General features: G+C 38.7%; 13 protein-coding genes. 12 read left to right on the forward strand and 1 reads right to left on the reverse strand.

Going from position 1 to position 16,799, the window contains the following annotated elements:
• Positions 1-9: 9 nt before the first annotated feature.
• From leuB to AA0X71_RS07150, 12 genes are all read left to right on the forward strand, one after another.
• The gene (gene leuB / locus AA0X71_RS07095; protein WP_413360762.1) at positions 10-1,122 is read left to right on the forward strand and encodes a 3-isopropylmalate dehydrogenase; all 1,113 of its coding nucleotides are present in this window, start codon (positions 10-12) and stop codon (positions 1,120-1,122) included.
• 90 nt (positions 1,123-1,212) lie between these two features.
• Positions 1,213-2,625 carry a 3-isopropylmalate dehydratase large subunit gene (gene leuC, locus AA0X71_RS07100; protein ID WP_413360765.1) on the forward strand — a complete coding sequence of 471 codons (1,413 nt, stop codon included), beginning with the start codon at positions 1,213-1,215 and terminating at the stop codon, positions 2,623-2,625.
• 13 nt (positions 2,626-2,638) lie between these two features.
• Positions 2,639-3,229: a 3-isopropylmalate dehydratase small subunit gene (gene leuD / locus AA0X71_RS07105; RefSeq protein ID WP_413360767.1), complete on the forward strand. Its 591-nt coding sequence runs from the start codon at positions 2,639-2,641 to the stop codon at positions 3,227-3,229.
• 184 nt (positions 3,230-3,413) lie between these two features.
• A complete protein-coding gene (locus tag AA0X71_RS07110; RefSeq protein ID WP_413360769.1) occupies positions 3,414-4,436 on the forward strand; it encodes a tetratricopeptide repeat protein in 1,023 nt (340 codons plus the stop codon).
• A gap of 301 nt (positions 4,437-4,737) precedes the next feature.
• Positions 4,738-6,021, forward strand: a complete 1,284-nt coding sequence (gene tig, locus AA0X71_RS07115; RefSeq protein WP_413360771.1) for a trigger factor — start codon at positions 4,738-4,740, stop codon at positions 6,019-6,021.
• A gap of 695 nt (positions 6,022-6,716) precedes the next feature.
• Positions 6,717-7,982, forward strand: a complete 1,266-nt coding sequence (gene clpX, locus AA0X71_RS07120) for an ATP-dependent protease ATP-binding subunit ClpX (RefSeq protein WP_413360773.1) — start codon at positions 6,717-6,719, stop codon at positions 7,980-7,982.
• A 246-nt stretch (positions 7,983-8,228) separates the two neighbouring features.
• Entirely contained in the window at positions 8,229-9,896 is a 1,668-nt protein-coding gene (lonB, locus tag AA0X71_RS07125; protein WP_413360776.1) for an ATP-dependent protease LonB, read from the forward strand.
• Between the two features lie 267 nt (positions 9,897-10,163).
• Entirely contained in the window at positions 10,164-12,491 is a 2,328-nt protein-coding gene (gene lon, locus AA0X71_RS07130) for an endopeptidase La (RefSeq protein WP_413360779.1), read from the forward strand.
• Positions 12,488-13,072, forward strand: coding sequence for a ribosome biogenesis GTP-binding protein YihA/YsxC (yihA, locus tag AA0X71_RS07135; RefSeq protein WP_413360781.1), 585 nt, complete (start codon positions 12,488-12,490; stop codon positions 13,070-13,072). The genes lon and yihA overlap by 4 nt, the downstream gene beginning before the upstream one ends.
• Before the next feature lie 284 nt (positions 13,073-13,356).
• Positions 13,357-14,148 carry a transporter substrate-binding domain-containing protein gene (locus AA0X71_RS07140; protein WP_413360784.1) on the forward strand — a complete coding sequence of 264 codons (792 nt, stop codon included), beginning with the start codon at positions 13,357-13,359 and terminating at the stop codon, positions 14,146-14,148.
• A 66-nt stretch (positions 14,149-14,214) separates the two neighbouring features.
• On the forward strand, positions 14,215-14,862 hold the full coding sequence (locus AA0X71_RS07145) for an amino acid ABC transporter permease (protein ID WP_413360786.1): 648 nt from the start codon (positions 14,215-14,217) through the stop codon (positions 14,860-14,862).
• Between the two features lie 18 nt (positions 14,863-14,880).
• On the forward strand, positions 14,881-15,618 hold the full coding sequence (locus AA0X71_RS07150; protein ID WP_413360789.1) for an amino acid ABC transporter ATP-binding protein: 738 nt from the start codon (positions 14,881-14,883) through the stop codon (positions 15,616-15,618).
• Between the two features lie 378 nt (positions 15,619-15,996).
• On the opposite strand, the gene AA0X71_RS07155 is transcribed toward AA0X71_RS07150, so the two are convergent.
• A complete protein-coding gene (locus AA0X71_RS07155; protein WP_413360791.1) occupies positions 15,997-16,482 on the reverse strand; it encodes a LiaI-LiaF-like domain-containing protein in 486 nt (161 codons plus the stop codon).
• Positions 16,483-16,799 lie beyond the last annotated feature (317 nt).

Raw genomic sequence — 16,799 nt, forward strand, 5'->3', positions numbered from 1 at the left:
GGGGTAATGATGGAAAAACGGATCGCCGTTCTACCGGGAGATGGTATTGGAAAAGAAGTTACGAGAGGTGCTGTGGAGATTCTTCGTGCCATCGGAGAAAGATTTGGACATCAGTTCTCCTTCTCATATGGACATATTGGTGGTGGTGCTGTTGATGAGGTAGGTACACCATTACCTGATGTGACGATTGACCTTTGTAAAGGAAGCGACGCAGTCCTATTGGGAGCAGTGGGAGGTCCGAAATGGGATCGATTACCTGTCCATCTCCGTCCAGAACAAGGTTTATTAAAAATCCGTAAAGAGTTAGGTTTATATGCAAATTTGCGACCAACTCTCTATTATTCTAGTCTTGCTGAAGCATCACCATTAAAAAGAGAAGTAATTGAAGAAGTTGACTTGCTTATGGTTCGTGAGTTAACCGGTGGTCTTTATTTTGGAAAACCAAGTGAACGAATGAAGCAGGATGGTCAAGACGTGGTCGTCGATACACTGTTTTACGAAAAGGCCGAAATGACAAGGGTCATTAAGCTTGCGTTTGAATTAGCCCAAAATCGCCGTGGTCACGTTACTTCTGTAGATAAAGCGAATGTCTTGGAATCAAGTAGGATGTGGAGGGAAGTAGCAGAAGAGGTAGGTCAACTATACCCTGAGGTCACCCTTGAACATATGCTTGTCGACAACGCAGCCATGCAGATGGTGCGCAATCCAAAACAATTTGATGTGGTCGTAACAGAGAATATGTTTGGTGATATTTTGAGTGATGAAGCGTCTGTATTAACTGGCTCTCTCGGAATGTTACCTTCTGCAAGTATTTCTGAAAAAGGTCCATATTTATATGAGCCAATTCATGGTTCTGCCCCTGATATTGAAGGGCAAAATATCGCTAATCCACTTGCTACTATTCTATCTGTTGCAATGATGCTACGTGTCTCCTTCGGGTTAGAGAAAGAAGCGAAAGCAGTGGAAACGGCAGTAGATGAAGTACTTACTAGCGGCTATCGAACGAAAGATATCGCCTCTGCCGGAACAAAGCTTTTGACTACGACAGAAATGGTCGAAGAGGTTAAGGCGACAATTCTAGATAATGAAACGATCCAAAGTATAATGGGTTGTTACTCATAATTTTTATGAGCAGGTCTCTTTCACATTAAGTACATCTTGAACACGGCCTATTTGGTCGTGTTTATTATTAAAAATTAGGAGGGGGAAAGAATGGGGAAATCCATAGTTGATAAAATTTGGGAACGTCATATAGTCTACAGGGAAGTGGAGAAGCCAGATTTACTCTATATCGATTTACATCTTGTGCATGAAGTAACGTCCCCACAGGCTTTTTCGGGGTTAAGAATGAAAAATCGCAAAGTTCGTAGGCCGGATAAAACATTTGCCACAATGGATCACAATGTTCCAACGATTAATCGAAAACAAATAGATGACCAAGTGGCATTAAACCAAATGACAACCCTTGAAAAAAACTGTCTTGAGTTCGGAATCGAACTTGCGGGCATTGATAGTCCGGAGCAAGGGATCGTTCATGTCATCGGACCAGAATTAGGTTTAACACAGCCAGGGAAAACAATTGTTTGTGGGGATAGTCATACTTCAACTCACGGAGCATTTGGAGCACTTGCATTTGGTATTGGAACAAGTGAGGTCGAGCATGTATTAGCTACGCAAACATTATGGCAGTCAAAACCGAAAACTTTAAAGTTGGAAATTAATGGGGAATTAGCAGAGGGCGTGACAGCAAAAGATGTCATTCTCTATGTTTTAGCAAACTATGGTATTAAATTTGGAACAGGGTATGTCATTGAATATTGCGGTGATGTCATTAAGAACTTATCAATGGAAGAACGAATGACGATTTGCAATATGTCAATCGAAGGTGGAGCTAGAGCAGGCTTGGTAAGTCCAGATGAGACAACCTTCTCTTATTTAAGAGGAAGAAAGCATGTGCCAAAGGGAGAACTTTTTGATGAATGTGTAGATAATTGGAAAGCTCTTGCCTCTGATGAAGACGCTGAATATGACAAGGTCATTGAAATTGATGGGTCTGATATTGCACCAATGGTCAGTTGGGGAACAAACCCTTCCATGACGGCTAAAGTGGATGGACAAATTCCGACACAAGAAGAGTGTGAAACGGTATTGGAAAAGGAGTCCCTTTCAAGAGCTTTAACTTATATGGGTTTAAAAGAAGGTCAAAAAATAGCAGATATAAAAATTCAGCATGTATTCATCGGTTCTTGCACGAACTCTAGAATTGAAGATATTCGCGCAGCGGCAGAGATCGTGAAAGGGAAGCAGGTTCATCCTGATGTTCGCGCATTAGTGGTACCAGGTTCTCAGTTTGTAAAAAGGACAGCAGAGGAAGAAGGCTTGAATCACATTTTTGAAGAGGCAGGTTTTGAATGGCGTGATGCAGGCTGTAGCATGTGCTTAAGCATGAATGCAGATGTTGTGCCAAGCGGGGAACACTGTGCGTCTACTTCAAATCGAAACTTTGAAGGACGTCAAGGGGCTGGAGCTAGAACACACTTGGTCAGTCCGCAAATGGCAGCAGCTGCAGCATTAAATGGTCATTTTATAGATATTCGTAAACGATATACCGTCAAAACAGTGTAAGGAGGGTGATGAAATGACTGGATTGAAAAAACTTAAGGGAAAAGCGGTGGCGTTTGACCGCGCGAACGTCGATACTGACCAAATTATTCCAAAGCAGTTTCTAAAGAGAATTGAGAAAACTGGTTTTGGGAGATTCCTATTTTATGATTGGCGCTATAAAGCTGAAGGAGTACTTAACGAAGATTTTGAGTTAAACAAACCAGAAAACCAGGGAGCAACTTTTTTAATTGCCAATGATAATTTTGGCTGTGGTTCTTCAAGAGAACATGCTCCTTGGGCTTTGCTAGATTATGGATTCAAAGCGGTTATCGCCCCTTCATTTGCAGATATTTTTAACCAAAACTGCTTGAAAAATGGAATTCTTCCGATTGTTTTAAAGGAAGAAGAAGTGAAATTCTTACTCCAAAAAGGAAAAGAAAAAGCTTTTGCTCTTCATATTGATTTAGTAGAACAAACAGTCACAGATGAAGAAGGTTTCACGGCGACTTTTCCTATTTCGGATTACTGGAAAACAATGCTTGTGAATGGTTGGGATGAAATCGAAATCACCCTTCAATTAGACGAAAAGATCTCCGCCTATGAGCAAAAGCTCCCGGTTTATTGAATAAATAAAGATGAAAAGCAATCGGCTAGTAAGTCGGTTGCTTTCTTCTGAACATATTGGATGATTATGGTCATAAAACTAACTTAACAACTGCTCATTCTTAGCTTTTCCCATTGCTGTCTGCTTGCAGATATGTTTTAGAACGTGCTAAACTTACCTCAACTAATTTGAAGGGGTATTTTATATGAAAAAAAAGGGGCGAAAGCGAATAAACGGTAATGTTATTCAATTTCCTGACCTTGAAAAGAGGCTCCTAGACAAAGGTCTAGAGCAACTTCAACAGAAAAATTATACGGAAGCGATTGCCTTATTTGAAGAAGCGAAAATGTTGGCACCAGAGGACGCGGATGTTTATGTTGGACTCGTTTTGGTCTACTATGAAGCAGGGGGGCTTGAAAAAGCGAAACAGCTTGCAGAAGAAATGCTGAGGGGAGGAATTGGAGAGTATTTTCAAACGGTCGATCTTTACTTGATGATTCTCATACAACTGCATGAATATGAGGAAATTATCACAACGATTGAAATCCTCCAGGAAGAAAGGGAAATTCCATTCGATAAACAAGAGCATTTTTCGAAACTGTTAGCTTTTAGTAAGCGGATGGTTGAAAACAAGTCGGTGTTAGAAGAAGAAATTTTTGAGGCGGCTGAAGAGGACCCTCCGTTAACTTTATTTGCCAATAAAGACCCGAATCAATTGGTGCTTGCTATCGCTGAATTGGCACATAAAAATGTAAGGAAATACATAAATGAAGTGAAGGATTATCTTGAAAGTGAGGAAGGACATCCATTTCTTAAGACAATGCTCCTAAATATATTACAAGAGCAGGAGTATGAAAAAGAAGTACAGGTTGAGAAATTTGGACGAAGGAAAAGAATTCTGCCAGGGGTTCTAGCAGCCTCTTCTGAAAGGAAGCAGATGCTAGATATTCAAAAAGAGTTAGTTCATATTGAAAATGATGATCCGGTTCTTTACCAACATATTATGAGTCTAATTGAAAGGCATTTATTTCTTTTATATCCATTTGAGTTGGCTCCTGATGATGCTTCGTTATGGGCTGCTTCCTATCACTTGATTGGTTTGCAATTTAATGGGTTGGATCCGCAAATAGAAGAAATGGCAGAGCGGTATGAAGTGGTCCCTGATGATGTGCAAAGTGCCTGTTCTTTCATTGAAAAATTAGAAAAAATTTCTTATCCCATTATTTAGCTTCATTGTTGAAAGAGACAAATCCTATGTTATAATGTAGTGGTTGTAATGTGTAATCATTGTATTTACATATTAAATTGGATATGGACTTAGGACACATATTCATGATATTACGGTTATTTTCAAATTACTGATTGTTATTGCCTAATACGAGCCGTAGTTCATTTTAGCATTTTGTTTTAATGCTAATCATGAAGGAAATGGCGTTATTTTTTTGCTTTCGCCTGACTTCTTCAAGGGTAGCAATAGCAAACCGTTTGGAAAAGAACCAATGATAATAGATTTTGGAGGGAATATAAGTATGTCTGCAAAATGGGAAAAGCAAGAAGGGAACCAAGGAGTTCTTACATTTGAAGTAGATGCAGAGAAGTTTAACGAAGGATTAGACGCTGCATTCAAAAAAGTTGTTAAAACAGTAAGTGTACCAGGATTCCGTAAAGGGAAAATGCCACGTGGTATGTTTGAAAAGCGTTTTGGAATAGAATCTCTATACCAAGATGCCATTGATATCTTACTTCCTGAAGCATATACAAATGCAATTGAGGAAGCTGGAATTGATCCAGTTGATCGTCCTGAAATTGATGTTGAGCAAGTAGAAAAAGGCAAAGCTTTAATCTTTAAAGCTACAGTAACTGTTAAGCCAGAAGTAAAACTTGGCGAATACAAAGGTATTGAAGTTGAAAAGGTTGATACTGAAGTAACTGAAGAAGATGTTAACCAAGAATTAACTACACTTCAAGAGCGTCATGCTGAGCTAGTGGTAAAAGAAACTGCTGCTGAAAATGGCGATTCAGTTGTTATGGACTTCGAAGGTTTTGTCGATGGCGAGCCATTTGAAGGTGGACAGGCTGATAACTACTCACTTGAACTTGGTTCAGGTCAATTCATCCCTGGTTTCGAAGAGCAACTTGTTGGAACTGCTGCTGGAGAAGAAAAGGAAGTAGAAGTTACATTCCCAGAAGACTACCATGCTGCTGATCTTGCTGGTAAAAAGGCTGTATTCAAAGTGAAAGTACATGAAGTGAAAGGCAAAGAACTTCCTGAACTTGATGATGAATTTGCGAAAGATGCAGATGATGAAGTAGAAACTTTAGATGCTTTAAAAGAAAAAATCAAAACTCGTCTTGAAGAAAGCAAAAAGCATGAAGCTGAGCATGCTGTACGTGATACTGTTGTGGAGAAGGCAGCTGAAAATGCTGAGATCGACCTACCAGCTATCATGATCGATAACGAAGTAGATCGCATGCTACAAGAATTCGAGCAACGTTTACAAATGCAAGGAATGAATCTTGACCTTTACTTCCAATTCTCTGGTCAAGACGAGACGGCTCTTCGTGACCAAATGAAAGAAGAAGCTGATAAGCGTGTGCGTATGAATCTTACTCTTGAAGCGATTGCTAAAGCAGAAAACATTGAAGTATCACCTGAAGAAATGGATGCAGAGCTAAACAAAATGGCTGAAATGTACAACATGCCTGTTGAAAACATTACAGCAGCTTTAGGAAGCTTAGACGGTCTTAAAGCAGATGTTCAAGTGCGCAAAGCATTAGATTTCCTAGTTGAAAACAGTAAGACAATCGGATAATTTTAATAAACTAAATAAAACAAGGCACGATTTAATCGTGCCTTGTTTTATAAAATTTAACTTCCAATAATTTTGATGTAGCATCACTCAATTATTTTGAATTTTGTACATATACATATAATTATATAAGTTCTTAGGTCAAACATACTTCGTTCCTTTAAGTATCTGCAGGGTTAAAAAATAAGCTTTAGAAAAAACGACCGACTTAATTAGCGAGTTTTTGGTTAAGCTTAACTGTACACCAGTAAAATGGTTTTTCTTCCGTTTTTCGCAAATCCAAAGCATGTTCATATACAAATACTACTTCAATATGTAAGTGTTATTATTTCCTGTCCGTACATAAAATGTGGTACAATGCAATACATAACTATTGAATAATCTTTGTATAAAAAGGACCATTTTTGGTTCCATTTTTACCAAAAACTAAATAAGAATTTCGTTAAAGTAATACATTCTTTTGTTCAAAATAAAGTTTAGATACAAAAACAATTCGAAGTAGTGAATGAGCAGTTGTTCTGGATGTGACGAAGCGTAAGAGAAAGTCAGCAGAGCCTCTGGTGATAAGTAGCAAACTTTTTACATGTAAAAATGGTTTCATAAAGAAATTTTTTAATGAAATCGAATCGAATTTTTACATAAAGAAATGTATACGAAAACAAGAGACGATACTAGACGTTTTCAAGGGGTGAAAAAATTTGTTTAAATTTAATGATGAAAAAGGACAATTAAAGTGTTCCTTCTGTGGTAAAACACAGGACCAAGTTCGAAAGCTAGTTGCCGGCCCAGGCGTGTATATATGTGATGAATGTATTGAGCTTTGCACAGAAATAGTAGAAGAAGAGCTTGGGACAGAGGAAGAAGTGGAGTTCAAAGATGTTCCGAAGCCGAAAGAAATTCGGGATATTTTAGATGAATATGTAATTGGTCAAGAGCAAGCGAAAAAGAACCTATCAGTAGCTGTTTATAACCATTACAAACGAATTAATTCCAATAGCAAAATTGATGATGTAGAGTTGGCCAAAAGTAATATCGCGATGATCGGTCCAACAGGAAGCGGGAAAACTCTGCTTGCACAGACTCTTGCGCGAATTCTAAATGTACCATTCGCAATTGCTGATGCTACATCTTTAACAGAAGCAGGTTATGTAGGGGAAGATGTGGAGAACATCTTACTCAAACTAATCCAAGCTGCTGATTATGATGTGGAAAAGGCTGAAAAAGGAATTATATACATTGACGAGATCGATAAAGTGGCTCGAAAATCGGAGAACCCATCGATTACAAGAGACGTGTCAGGTGAAGGTGTTCAGCAGGCATTACTAAAGATTCTTGAAGGTACCGTTGCAAGTGTACCTCCACAAGGTGGAAGAAAGCATCCACATCAGGAATTTATTCAAATTGACACAACCAACATTTTATTTATATGTGGTGGAGCATTTGACGGAATCGAACCAATTATTAAACGTCGTTTAGGACAAAAAGTGATTGGCTTTGGCTCTGACGTTAAGAAGCAAGAAGTGGAAGATAAGGATCTATTATCAAAGGTTTTACCAGAGGATCTATTAAGATTTGGGTTAATTCCTGAATTTATCGGTCGTCTTCCAGTTATTGCGAGCTTAACTTCATTAGATGAGGGAGCATTGATTGAAATTTTAACAAAGCCAAAGAATGCTTTAGTTAAGCAATTCCAAAAAATGCTTGAAATCGATGATGTAGAGTTAGAGTTCGAAGAAGAAGCACTAAAGGAGATTGCAAAAAAGGCAATTGAACGTAAAACAGGAGCACGTGGACTACGCTCCATTATCGAAGCGATTATGCTCGACGTTATGTACGAATTGCCTTCACGTGATGATATTTCAAAATGTATCATTACGAAGGAAACTGTTACAGAAAGCAGTGCACCAAAGCTCCTTCTAAAAGACGGAACTGTAATCGAAGAAGAAACAAAAACATCGGCTTAATTATGAAAGGTCAAACCAATATACTGGTTTGGCCTTTTTTTGATCCCGATACACTCCTTCCTGTCCTTGAAAGATTTCTATAAATTTGTTGTTTATTCCATTCTGCATGAGGAGATACTAGATCTACAAAGGTTCTTCTCTACAAGTTGTTTCAAAAAATGAATCGTACATAACAACGAATGGAAGAGGCATCTGTATTTACGTAATCGATATTATACAAGCTAGAGAGGTACAGGAGGGAAAACCATGAGTTGGACAGGGATAGCCTTATTTATCCAGCTTTTTTTCGGTATAGTAATAGGGCTTTATTTTTGGAATTTATTAAGAAATCAACGGACACAAAAAGTATCGATAGATAGGGAATCAAGAAAAGAAATGGACCAGCTCAAAAAAATGCGGTCCATCTCTTTAACTGAGCCACTCTCGGAAAGGGTTCGTCCCTCAAGTTTCGAGGACATAGTTGGCCAAGAAGATGGAATAAAGGCACTCAAGGCTGCCTTATGTGGACCAAATCCACAGCATGTGATTATCTATGGTCCACCTGGTGTTGGAAAAACAGCAGCAGCAAGACTAGTTCTTGAAGAAGCGAAGAAAAACCCTAAGTCCCCGTTTAAACCAAGCTCTGTTTTTGTAGAGCTTGATGCGACAACTGCTCGCTTTGATGAACGTGGAATTGCGGATCCGCTTATTGGCTCGGTTCATGATCCGATTTATCAAGGGGCTGGTGCGATGGGGCAAGCGGGTATTCCACAGCCAAAGCAAGGTGCTGTCACGAATGCACACGGTGGAGTATTATTTATTGACGAGATTGGTGAACTCCATCCCATTCAAATGAATAAGCTCCTAAAAGTATTAGAGGATCGCAAAGTCTTTCTAGAAAGTGCCTACTATAACGAGGAAAATACGCAAATTCCGAATCATATTCACGATATTTTTAAAAATGGTTTACCAGCCGATTTCCGTCTAATTGGGGCGACGACAAGGACTCCAAGTGAAATCCCACCTGCAATTCGCTCACGCTGCATGGAAGTATTTTTCCGAGAGCTAACAGAAGATGAGATTGAAAGGGTTGGCAAGAAAGCAGCAGACAAAGTGAAGCTGTCTATTGGTGAGACAGGACTAAGTACACTTGCTAATTATGCTCGAAATGGTCGTGAAGCCGTAAATCTAATTCAAACGTCAGCCGGACTTGCGATTCAGGAAGAACGTGATTTTATTAAGGATGAGGATATTGAATGGGTCGTTCATTCAAGCCAACTTACTCCACGGATGGAAAGAAAGATCATGAAATTCTCGACGATTGGTCTTGTGAATGGATTAGCTGTCTATGGCCCGAATACGGGTTCATTATTAGAAATTGAAGTGATGGCGATTCCAACTCGGGACAAGGGTTCGATCAATATTACGGGGATTGTTGAGGAAGAGAGTATTGGAGATAGAAGTAAATCGATCCGAAGAAAGAGTATGGCTAAAGGATCGATTGAAAATGTGATTACCGTGCTCCGTTCTATGGGTGTTCCGGCAGATGAATTTGATATACATGTCAATTTTCCAGGAGGAGTCCCAATTGATGGACCTTCAGCAGGAATAGCGATGGCTACGGGAATTTATTCGGCCATTTATAAACTGCCAATTGATCATACAGTCGCAATGACAGGAGAAATCAGTATCCATGGCAATGTTAAGCCTATTGGTGGGGTTCTTCCGAAGATTAAAGCTGCGAAAAAAGCAGGGGCTGAAACGGTGATTATTCCAAAGGAAAATGTTCAATCTATTTTGAATGAGGTGAAGGGAATTCGAATCATTCCTGTTACTCATCTTTCAGAAGTATTTGATATCGCCCTTTTGAAAGAAAAAGCGGAGGAAAGAGCGATTACCGCTTCGATTGAATTAAAGAAAAAGGAAAGCATTTAGTTTTTTGCCTTGGAAAAAGATAAAAGACTTCGGTTTGTATATTAAGCCGAAGTCTTTTATTGCCAATAAATTGTCCGAATTCATGCATTACCGTCAAAAAATGAACGATACTAAAGGATAGTCGCCTGAAACTCTTTATAAATTTGTAATGGATGGGAATATCGTCGGGAGCCTTAAAATAGACTATTGTTCGTAAATACGATAGAATTGTACAATGAATTATTCTCATTTTTATGAAGATAGATATGCATTTGGAGGTGCTAACGTATGGCGAAAAAGAAGGAAATAATCGTCCCCCTCCTACCGCTTCGAGGCTTACTTGTGTATCCTACTATGGTCTTACATCTAGATGTAGGCCGGGATAAGTCTGTTCAAGCTTTAGAGAAGGCAATGGTAGATGATAGTCTCATTTTTTTAACAACGCAAAAAGATATGTCTATAGATGATCCTGGGGAAGAGGATTTGTACAGAATGGGGACGTTAACAAAAGTAAAGCAAATGCTGAAGCTCCCAAACGGCACCATTCGTGTTCTTGTAGAAGGCTTAAAAAGAGCTGAGGTAATTAGCTTTTTTGATGAAAAAGACCATTTTGCAGTAAGTGTGAAAACGTATGTTGATTCAACTGAAAAAGATGTTGAAGACGAAGCATTCATGCGCACATTACTTGAATATTTCGAACAGTACATAAAAATGTCAAAGAAAATTTCTGCTGAAACTTACTCAAGCTTAACGGATATTGAGGAACCGGGAAGACTGGCGGATATTATTGCATCACATTTGCCATTAAAGCTGAAGGAAAAGCAAGAAATTTTAGAAACGCTTGATGTAAAAGAGCGGGTCAATCGTTTAATTGAAATCATTCATAATGAAAAAGAAGTCTTGAACTTAGAAAAGAAAATCGGACAACGTGTGAAGAAGTCAATGGAAAGAACGCAAAAGGAATATTATTTGCGTGAACAAATGAAGGCCATTCAAAAAGAGCTCGGCGATAAGGACGGAAAAACGGGTGAGGTCGCTGAATTAGCTGAGAAAATTGAAAATGCGAATATGGTTGAGCATGTGAAGAAGGCAGCTTTAAAAGAACTCGATCGCTATGAGAAGGTCCCTTCTACTTCAGCTGAAAGCTCCGTTATTCGAAACTATATTGACTGGCTCATTAGCTTGCCATGGACAAACTCAACAGAAGATGATCTAGACATTTTAAAAGCAGAACGAATTTTAGATGAAGATCATTATGGCTTGGAAAAGGTAAAAGAACGAGTACTTGAATATTTAGCTGTGCAAAAGATGACCAATTCCTTAAAAGGTCCCATTCTATGTCTTGCTGGACCTCCAGGAGTCGGTAAAACGAGTTTAGCTCGTTCGATAGCGCGTTCACTTAACCGAAATTTCGTCCGTATTTCACTTGGTGGTGTACGTGATGAGTCTGAAATTCGTGGACATCGACGTACATACGTGGGAGCGATGCCTGGACGAATCATTCAAGGAATGAAAAAAGCAGGTACGATTAATCCGGTATTTTTACTTGATGAAATTGATAAAATGTCCAGTGATTTCCGCGGTGATCCTTCTTCAGCAATGCTTGAGGTTTTGGACCCTGAACAAAACCATAATTTTAGCGATCACTATATTGAAGAAACGTATGATTTATCAAAGGTCATGTTTATTGCTACAGCCAATGACTTAAGCTCGATTCCAGGTCCATTACGTGATCGGATGGAGATCATCTCCATTGCGGGCTATACAGAACTGGAAAAGATAAATATTGCTAAGGATCATTTATTGCCTAAGCAAATTAAAGAGCATGGGATGACCAAGTCTCAATTGCAAATTCGTGAAGATGGCATTCAAAAGATCGTCCGTTATTATACAAGAGAAGCAGGCGTACGTAGCCTAGAACGTCAGTTAGCTGCGATTTGCCGAAAGACGGCTCGGATTATTGTTTCAAATGAAAAGAAACGAGTGGTCATTACCGACAAGAATGTCGAAGAATTTCTAGGAAAAACAATCTTCCGTTATGGTCAAGCAGAGCTAGAAGACCAAGTTGGTGTGGCAACAGGACTAGCGTATACAACGGTCGGTGGAGATACACTACAAATTGAAGTATCGTTATCACCTGGAAAAGGAAAGCTTGTGTTAACAGGAAAGCTTGGAGATGTGATGAAGGAATCCGCTCAGGCAGCTTTTAGCTACGTTCGTTCAAAGGCTCCAGAGCTCGGAATCGATGAAGATTTTCATGAGAAGTATGATATCCATATTCATGTCCCTGAAGGAGCGGTACCGAAGGATGGTCCGTCAGCAGGAATCACAATGGCGACAGCGCTTGTATCTGCACTGACAGGAAAACCAATTAAGAAAGAGGTTGGAATGACTGGAGAAATTACTCTTAGAGGACGAGTTCTTCCAATTGGTGGCTTAAAGGAAAAAACGTTAAGTGCTCATCGTGCGGGTCTTTCCGTGATCATCTTGCCAAAGGATAATGAAAAGGACATTGATGACATTCCTGAAAGTGTAAGGAAAGAACTGAAGTTTTTCCCAGTTACTCATGTAGATGAAGTATTGTCTATTGCCCTGAATGGCGGTGTGGGGTCGTGAAAGTAGTAAGTTCTGATATCGTCATAAGCGCAGTAAAGCCTGCTCAGTATCCAGAAAGTGAATTACCTGAATTTGCATTAGCAGGGCGCTCGAATGTAGGAAAATCCTCTTTTATTAACAAAATGCTCAATCGAAAAGGGTTAGCAAGAATATCTTCCAAACCAGGGAAGACGCAAACTTTGAACTTTTATTTAATCAATGAAATTATCCATTTTGTTGATGTTCCAGGTTATGGTTATGCGAAGGTTTCTAAGAAAGAGCGAGAAGCATGGGGGAAAATGATTGAAACATATTTAACCACACGTGAACAGCTACGTGCCGTGTTGTTAATCTTAGATTTACGTCATCCTCCAACTAGCGATGATATTATGATGTATAACTTTTTAAAGCATTATGATATTCCTTGCATAGTCATTGCTACAAAAGCAGATAAGATTCCAAAGTCAAAATGGCAAAAGCATTTTAACGTAACAAAAGAAACATTAGATTTAGATCCAGAAGATACGATCATCCTTTTCTCTTCGGAAACAGGGAAGGGCAAGGATGAAGCATGGGCAGCAATTAAAAGTTATATGGAATAAACTGAGGAACTTGGTGAAATTATCTACCAAGTTCTTTTTTTTGTTTTTGGCTCATACATATAGAAATAGTAGTCCAAGCCTAAGAGATTTGTCGATAAAAAGGGAATCTGGAGTATGTGAGAGAATCTGACAGAAATTAAGCGTCTGTTCAAGATGAACGTTTGCAGAGGTAATGTCACGTTTTAATAGACTGAAATTTCGGTAAATATGAACTTTGCGTCAAAAAATCTTGTTTGTTACGATTGAATAAGTCTTTTAAAGATACATAAGGGGGAATTCATTTTATGAAAAGATTAAAACAAGGGCTAATTGGGGGGATTTTAGTCTTCTTATTAGCGGCATGTGGTTCGGACGGTGCATCTACTGAAAATGCAGATGGATTCAAGCTTGTGAACGATGGAGAGTTTGTCTTTGCATCTTCAGGGGAATTTAAACCGTTTAGCGTTACGGAACCAGATGGAAAGATGTCAGGCTATGATATTGAAGTAGGTGAAGCAGTAGCGAAAGAGCTTGGTCTTGAACCGGTTCAGCAGAAAATGAAATTTGGAAGTATTGTCGAGAGTGTGAAGGCAGGGCGGGTAGATGCAGCTGTTGCCAGTCATACGATTACAGAAGAGCGTCTAGAGCATGTTAGTTTTTCTACTCCTTATTATTACTCTGGCCCACAAATTTTTGTCCGACCAGATAGTTCAGTAGAAACTCTAGCTGATTTAGAAGGTTTAGAAATTGCCGTATCAAAAGGTTCCACCTATGAGGAAAATGCATCAAGTGTCTCAGACAATATCATTTTTTATGATAGTGATGTGACCGCACTTGAAGCCCTTAGTCGTGGGAAGCATGATGCGGTGATTACGGACTTCGTTACTGGTAAAGAAGCGATTGGTGCTGGAATGGAGATTGAAGGAAGAGAATTACTTGGAAAAAGTGAACAGGCAATTGCTGTTGCGAAGGATAATGAAGCACTCCTAGAAAAAATAAATGAGGCACTTCAAACATTAAAAGAAAATGGTACATTAGCGGAAATTAGTAAGAAATATATTGGTGAGGATATCACAGTCATTCCTGAAGAGTCTTAGAGTAGAAGGCGAATGTACGCAACTGTGCATTCGCCTTTCGTTATCATATTGATAGGAGGTATCTTTTTGGAATTATTTTCATTGTTTATTGAGACTTCTCCGATATTTTTGCGGGGGATGCTATTAACTTTTCAATTAACGATTGTAGCGGTTTTTATTGCTATTTTTATTGGTTTATTTTTTTCATTTTTAAAAATTTCAAATATAAAAATACTTGAGTGGATTGCGAACTTATATATTTTTCTCGTGCGAGGTACGCCGCTCGTTGTGCAAATATTTATTTTCTATTTTGGATTAACAGCTTTGAATATCTCTCAATTTTGGTCTGTTGTACTCGGACTTGCTTTTCATAATGGGGCCTATATTGCAGAGATTTTCCGCGGTTCCATTCAATCAGTCGATAAGGGACAAATGGAAGCAGCCCGCTCGCTTGGGATGTCCATTCCGTTATCGATGCGAAGAATCATCATGCCGCAGGCGTTTCGTAGAGCTTTGCCTCCACTTGGAAATCAATTTATCATTGCCTTGAAGGATTCTTCACTCGCTTCCTTTATTGGCATGTATGAACTCTTCAATGTGGCAACGACGCTGGGTTCTAGTGATTTCGATTATATGAGCTACTTATTAATCGTTGCAGTCTACTATTTAGTTCTTGTTCTATTCTTCTCTATTCTCGTTGGGAAGGTAGAAAAGAAAATGGCCAGCAGTGATTAAGGAATAAGGGGAGATAGAATGAGTGAGTCATTGATGATTGAAGTGGAAAAATTAAATAAATCTTTTGGCAAATTACATGTCTTAAAAGATATTGATATGACGGTGAAGGAAAGCGAAGTCGTCTGTTTAATTGGAGCCAGTGGCTCGGGTAAAAGTACGCTTTTACGTTGCTTGAACTTTCTAGAAATAAAGGATAGTGGCAAGATCATCATCGAAGGGGAGCAGATTGAGGAATCGACTCATGACTTAAATCAAGTTAGAGCCCGAGTCGGAATGGTCTTTCAACATTTTCACTTGTTCCCACATAAAACGGTTTTAGAGAATGTAATGGAAGCACCGCTTTTTGTGAAAAAGATGGCAAAGGAAAAGGCGAAAAAGGAAGCGCAAAGCTTGCTTGAAAAAGTAGGTTTATCAGATAAAGCAGATGTCTATCCTTCAAAGCTATCAGGTGGGCAAAAACAGCGTGTGGCGATCGCTCGTGCTCTTGCAATGAAACCGGACATTATGCTCTTTGATGAACCGACATCAGCGCTTGATCCAGAATTGGTGGGAGAAGTATTAGCTACGATGAAGGAGCTAGCCTTAGAAGGAATGACGATGATTGTCGTCACACATGAAATGGGGTTTGCCCGAGAAGTTGCTGATTGGGTTGTCTACATGCATGACGGAAAAATCGTCGAAGTGGGGCATCCGCAAGAATTATTCCAACAACCGAGAGAACAGAGAACGAAGGAGTTTTTAGATTCGGTGTTATAGTATATAAAAAGAACATCCAAAAGCGGATGTTTTTTTGGTGTCCAGGAATTTACAAATTCTCTCGACTTGTAGATAAGTGTTCGTATAAACAGTAAGAGTATCGGTATGAAAAAATAACAGGAAAAATTCCGCTTAATGAGCAACCATCATGAAAAAGAGCCGATATAACAGGAAAAATTCCTGCTATTCACTCAAAAAATGCCAAAATAAACGATTTTGCTCTCCATAAGCGGAAAATCTTCCGTTATTTCCCCTAAAAGGGACACCATTGAGGAGATAACAAGAAAAATTCCGCTTAAGGGGGAGATGTTTGGAGCGAATGAGAAAAACCGAATCTTCCTATATTTTATAAGAGCTTTTTTCTTATTCAATTCGCATTTATTTCTTCTTCACAAACAACAAATAGCCTCCAATAACAATGAGTAAGAGTGGCCAATAATTTAATATAGAAGTTACACCATTTTCAAGAAAACCAAGCCAACCCATAATTTTTTCATTAAAAAGTAGCAGAATTGCCAATACTAGGAATAATAGTCCTTGAAAGAGTCCGGCTCCTACCTTTTGATAACGAAGGAGAAAGCCAAGTGCAATAATTAAGATAAAAGCACCGATTGAGTTCGGCCAAATCGTCAGATGATTAATCACATGAAAATGAACACCAAATCCTGTGAGAATAACTCCTGGTAGAATGGCTTCATAATCCTTTGCTAAATACCCTTGAAATAAAAAGGCAAGTCCTACAATGATTAATAGAGTCGGCCAAGTGTGAAGACCTTCAAAAAGGGTGATATTTGATTGTTCTAGAAAGAAGTATCCTCCAAATCCTAATAGAATGATTCCAGGGAAAATTCGTTGATTTTTCATATTTGACACATCCAAAATAGTTATTCTGACTTTATTCTATAATAAGTATACGAAGTAGTCATGTGCATAGATTTGTTTACTTGAATAGTACGATCTTTTTTGTTAAGGTACTAGAGGAAGAACTTTGTCGGAATAAGGAAGAGAGATATTATGAGCTTCTATTAATAATATCACACGATTTCATGATATGTTCACATTTCATTAGTTATTAGAAATTCTATCATGTTATAATAATTATTAAGTGGGAAGATTTCTGCTCTTATTTAAGCTGGAATCAAAATAAGTATTTACGAACAAATTTGGGGGTACGAAACAAT

The sequence above is a fragment of the Robertmurraya phoenicis genome (assembly GCF_047302285.1).
Taxonomy (GTDB): Bacteria; Bacillota; Bacilli; order Bacillales; family Cytobacillaceae; genus Robertmurraya.